At 68.6% G+C, this 5,060-nt stretch carries 5 protein-coding genes and 1 tRNA gene; 3 read left to right on the top strand and 3 right to left on the bottom strand.

The window, feature by feature from the left end:
* The coding region (locus QH195_RS11635; protein WP_280435361.1) for an enoyl-CoA hydratase-related protein at window positions 1–591 on the top strand (591 nt) is incomplete at its 5' end.
* 12 nt (window positions 592–603) lie between these two features.
* Here the strand turns inward: QH195_RS11635 and QH195_RS11630 are convergent.
* Window positions 604–1,650 carry a hypothetical protein gene (locus tag QH195_RS11630; protein ID WP_280435360.1) on the bottom strand — a complete coding sequence of 349 codons (1,047 nt, stop codon included), beginning with the start codon at window positions 1,648–1,650 and terminating at the stop codon, window positions 604–606.
* A 166-nt stretch (window positions 1,651–1,816) separates the two neighbouring features.
* Window positions 1,817–2,359, bottom strand: coding sequence for a MarR family winged helix-turn-helix transcriptional regulator (locus QH195_RS11625; protein ID WP_280424565.1), 543 nt, complete (start codon window positions 2,357–2,359; stop codon window positions 1,817–1,819).
* Window positions 2,360–2,588: 229 nt separating this feature from the next.
* Between QH195_RS11625 and QH195_RS11620 the strand changes: the two genes are divergently transcribed.
* Window positions 2,589–2,660 (top strand) — tRNA-Cys (locus QH195_RS11620).
* Window positions 2,661–2,712: 52 nt separating this feature from the next.
* Here the strand turns inward: QH195_RS11620 and QH195_RS11615 are convergent.
* Entirely contained in the window at window positions 2,713–4,203 is a 1,491-nt protein-coding gene (locus QH195_RS11615; protein WP_280435359.1) for a metallophosphoesterase, read from the bottom strand.
* 263 nt (window positions 4,204–4,466) lie between these two features.
* On the opposite strand from QH195_RS11615, the gene QH195_RS11610 reads away from it, so the two are divergent.
* On the top strand, window positions 4,467–5,060 hold a 594-nt coding region (locus QH195_RS11610), incomplete at its 3' end, for a hypothetical protein (RefSeq protein ID WP_280435358.1).

The raw sequence follows: 5,060 nt of genomic DNA, 5'->3' as shown, positions 1-5,060 counted from the left end.
GCCGCGGGCGCGGATATCAAGGAGATGCAGCCCAAGTCCTATATGGACATGTTCATGGACGACTACTTCGCCCGCTGGGAGCGGCTGGCCCAGTTCCGTAAGCCGACCATCGCCGCCGTGGGCGGGTACGCGCTGGGCGGCGGCTGCGAGCTGGCCATGATCTGCGATCTGCTGATCGCCGCCGATACCGCCAAGTTCGGGCAGCCGGAGATCAAACTGGGCGTTATCCCGGGTATCGGTGGTTCGCAGCGGCTCACCCGCGCGATCGGTAAGGCCAAAGCCATGGACCTGGTGCTCACCGGGCGCAATATGGACGCCGAGGAGGCCGAACGCGCCGGGCTGGTCTCGCGGATCGTGCCCGCCGCGGAACTGCTCGATACCGCCCTGGAGGTCGCCGGCACCATCGCCTCGATGTCGCTGCCGGTCGCCATGATCGCCAAGGAAGCCGTGAACCGCTCGTTCGAAACCACCTTGAGCGAGGGTCTGCGGTTCGAGCGCCGGGTGTTCCACTCGTTGTTCGCCACCGCGGATCAGAAAGAGGGGATGGCGGCGTTCGTGGACAAGCGGACAGCCGAATTCACCAATCGCTGAACGGTCGCGCGGTCAGGGCTCGGGCGGGGCGTCGAGGATATCTGTCGGCACGTAGGTGGTCCGGGCGGGCTGCGCTGTACCGTTCTGTGCGGTGAGCAGGCCGGCCACGGTGGCGCCCAGGCCGATGGTGACGGCCGCCGCCGCGTACACCTTCCGCCGGCCGACCACCGGCGGGCTCAGCGGCACCACCTGACCCCCTGCCCGGATATGCGCGGTGTGGTTTCCGGCGACGGGCCGCTGGGCCGCGAACAGCAGCGCCCCCCGCGCCGAGACGTACTCGGGTTCCCGGTCGCAGACCAGCGGGAGATCGAGCAGCTCGGCCAGCCGGGCTCGTAGCGCCGGGTTGCGGGCGCAGCCGCCGAGCAGGGCAACGGTTTCGGCCGGGACCTCGGCTTGTTCGCTCACCCGCCGGATCAGTCCTACGGCCTCCGCCACGGGTTCGGCACAGAGTTCGGTGAGATCGGAGCGCGTGATCACCGCGCGTTCGGCGGTGGCCGGATCGGCGGCGGTGACCACCCGCGCGCTGCTCAACGCCTCCCGGTATCGGCCGGCGGCCGCCTCATCGGTGAACACTCCCGCCCGGTCGAGCCATTCGCACAGCAGTTCGTCGTAGGTGTCGCCGCCGAGGCCCGGGTGGTGGGCGGCGGCGATCACCGAATCGGTTCGGCAGTCCACCTGCGTCAGGGTGAGCCCGGACGATCCGAGGTCGAACAACATCACCGAACCGGATGCCGGCAGTTGCTCGGTGAACCGCAGATACCGGAGTTGAGCCAGCGGCTCGTCCACCAGGGTTACCCGGCCGGTGCCGAGGGCTTCGCCGACCAGTTCGGCCTGCCGGTGGTCCCGGCAGCTCACGGCGGTGCCGGTGATGTACTCGTCGCGTTGACGGGCCGCGGTATGCATCCGCCGGACCGCGGTGAGTACCGGGTCGATGAGGGGCGCTCGCGGCGGGCGGGGGATATGGCAGCGGTCGATCGGCGGCAGGTGCGGTTGATCGGAATGGGTGAGTACGGCGCGCGCTCCCGAGGAGCCCACCGATACCCCGAGGACCAGCACCATAAACATATGGTGCGCTGCGCGGCCGGGGTTGCCAAGCCGAATCACCGAGAAATTTGCTGATCGGGTGCCTGGCCGTTATTCGTTTGCTACCGATCAGGAGTAAGGGGCCGATCGGTATGTTTTCCGCACCGTTGTTTGCCGGGTCCGCGCCCACACCCGCCGGAGCTCACGGTTCGGTCCAGCGGGCCGGCTCCTCGCCGGTATCGAAGTCGCCCGCCGTATGCCGGAACTCGGTCAGCAACTGCAACAGCGTCCGCAACCGGTCCGGCGGGAGTTCCGGGTGGGCGAACACCCGTTCGTTGAGGTACTCGGTGGCCTCGGCGACCAGCGAACGCCCGGCATCGGTGATCTCGATCAGGGTCGCGCGCCGGTCGTTCGGATGCGGCACCCGGTTCACCAGCCCCGCGGCCTGGAGCCGGTCGACCGAATTGGTGACGCTGGTCGGATGGACCTGTAACCGTGCGCTGGCCACCGCCATCGGCAGCGCGCCGGTGGCGCTGAAGTTCAGCAACTGCAGCAGTTCGTAGCGGGAAAAAGTGAGCCCGGTGGGCCGCAGCGCTTCGTCCACCCGGGCCATGACGATCTGCTGCGCCCGGACCAGCGAGGTAACGGCCGCCATCCCGTCGGCGACCGTGCCCCAGCCGTGGCCGACCCATTGACGATGGGCCTCCTGTATCGGGTCCAGGGGTAGTGGCCGGGGACGAGACATGTGTTCGATCATCGCACGGCGCCACGGGGGCCGATCGCACCGCGCGGCCCGGAACCGACGGGCCGCGGGATATCGATGCGGGCCGTACGTCTCGCACCGCGGTGCCCTGTCCGGCCCTGTTCTCTGGATCGAGGTCTCGCGGTGCCCGGCGGCACGCCGGCCGATTACGATCCACGTGATCCGAACCCTGGTTCGCGAGGGCGCGCACCGGCAATGATCACCTGGTCACGCGGGCGTGGCTGAGTGGTTGAGGCAACGGTCTGCAAAGCCGTTCACGCGGGTTCGATTCCCGCCGCTCGCTCGAAGTGCCGGCCGGAGCCGGGTCGCCCCGGCCCCGGCGCGACGGGCGCGACTCAACTCAGTCCTGAGAAGTCGCGCAGCACAACGTGGTTGCGGTCGGCGAAGGTGCCCAGGGTGTAGTCGGGAAGCAGTCCGAAGTACTCGCCGCGGGTCAGCGTGCTCCAGCGGCGCGCGGCCGCGGTCCGGGTCTTGTAGAAGTTCACTGTGTAACCGCCCTCGTAGATCCGCAGCAGGCCGTAACCGCCCGGGTACTCCTTGACGGCCGCGACCTCGAGGAATTCGACCGAACATCCGGTATCGGGCCGGGTCCTGCGCGTGCGGTGGGTGTGACCACTGTGCTGTAGGAAGACGCCGGGTGCCGTGTCGTAGAGGTGCTGCAGCCGTAACGCGCTCGGGCGGTCCAGGACGAACCCGGGGCCGCCGATATTGGTGATACCGGACTCTGCGGTCACCGGGTGATGGCCGAAAACGATTGTGGGGCGGTCGGGTTCGGCATGTAGCACCGCGCTCACATGGTCGAGTTGCGGTGCGTCGAGGATTCCGCCCGCACCGTCGAGCGCACTGGTATCCAATCCGAGCAACCGCAGGCCGCCCAGTTCGTGTTCGACAAGTTGTTGCCGCGGCCCGAAAACCTCGCTCCAGCAATCGTGGTGCGCGGCAGTGCCGGGGGCCACGGGACAACCGGTGTAGTCGGTGCCCGGGTGTGGGCGATCGTGATTACCGCGTACCGCCAGATAGTCGCGCCCCGCGTTACCCCAGTGGTCCAGCCGGTTACGGACCGCGCGCAGTTCCTCCGGGCGGGCCTCCGCACTGAGATCACCTGCGAGTAGCAGTATTTCCGCGCCGCGGTCGGCTCGGCGCAGGTCGTCGAGCAGAGCGTCCAGCATGACCTGCGGGTACGGCGGCAGCCCCGGTTCCTGCCGGAAACCCGGCGGCAGTTCGCCCACCACCAGCCCGCTCACGGTTTCGCCATAGTGGATATCGTTGGCCAGCGCGAGGGTTCGCAGTAGGCGCCCGGGTGGTGGGACGAGGGTGGCGAAGGTTCCGGTGGTTTCCGGTGTGCCCGGCAATCCGGTGGCTGCCGAGACCGCCGGTACCGCCCGCACCCCGGCGGAGCGTGCTTCGAAGCGGTAGGCGCGGCCCGGTTCGAGGCCGGATATCTCGGCGTAGTGGAAGGCGGTGGCCGCGCCGGACCCCCACACCTGACGGAGCGGCGGACCGCCTGCCGGGGCCAGCAGCACCTCGCCGTCGGTATCTACCGGGACGAGCCGTCCGGCCGCGTCAGGGCCGCGGCTGGTCCAGGTGAGTACGGCGGACGTATCGGTGACCGTGACGACCTCGAGGTCGGTGGCCACGATCGAACCGGATTGCGCGGTGACGCGGCCGCCGCCGGGTAGTCCGGCGGTGGACAGCAGCGCGGCCAGACCGAATGCCCCGAGTACGGTCCGGCGCGACGGCCCGCAGCAACTCATCGACGGATGCGGCAGATCGCCGGGGTCGCGGCCGCCGGCCGAGTGCGCGTCTGCCCGGACAGTACTTTGCACGGCCGGATCGGCACGTAATCGCTCGGCTGTGGTGGATCGATCATGGCGGCCCTCCAGCTCCCGGTGTCCTCGGCACAGTACGACAGGAGCGGGAATGTCGAGTTGTAGGCCGGCCGAGGAGAGAGGTCGTCGTGCCGTGCCGGGCTCGAACCGGTTCCGCGGTTCGGGGCAGTGGTCGGCTGCGTTCGATACAGTCGGCAGAGATACCGATCGCCACTGCGGCGCTGCCCCGAAGCTGCCACCGAGAACCGCCGGAAGTCCCTGTGAATCTGCCAGCTGTATCGACCCGTGCCGCCGCGTTCGCCGTCACCATTGCGCCACCGGCTTCCTACCCGCATCGAGAAGCATTCCGCGAAGTCGCCGAAACCGTGCATATCGCGTTGCTGCGACTGGGTATGGACAGTGTGCTGTCCGGCGATCTCGATCTGCCCGGCCGGCGCCATATCGTTTTCGGCAGCAATACGCTGTCCTGGTGGAACCTCGCGGTCCCCGACGATGCCGTTCTGTTCAATCTGGAGCAGATATCGGCGGATTCGCAATGGGTCACCGCGGACCTGCTCGCATTGTTCCGGCGGCACACGGTGTGGGATTACAGTCTCCGCAACATCGCCGCGCTGCGGGATCTGGGCGTGGCGGGCGTCCGGCCCCGGCCGCTCGGTCACGTTACCGAACACGAACGGATCCCGGCCGCCGCCCCGCAGGATATAGACGGTATCGTCGGCGGTGTAATAGCCGGACAGCTCGCTCACCTAACCCACCACCGCAGTCGACAGCCAACGACGCCAGCAGACTACGCTTGGCCGTCATGCCCAGACCTCACCGCGCCGCATCGGCCGCCGCCGCCGGACTCACTCTCG

The organism is Nocardia carnea (assembly GCF_029868855.1).
GTDB classification, from domain to species: domain Bacteria; phylum Actinomycetota; class Actinomycetes; order Mycobacteriales; family Mycobacteriaceae; genus Nocardia; species Nocardia carnea_A.
The sequence above is the reverse complement of the archived record's forward strand: the minus strand, read 5'-3'. Positions and strand labels throughout refer to the sequence as shown.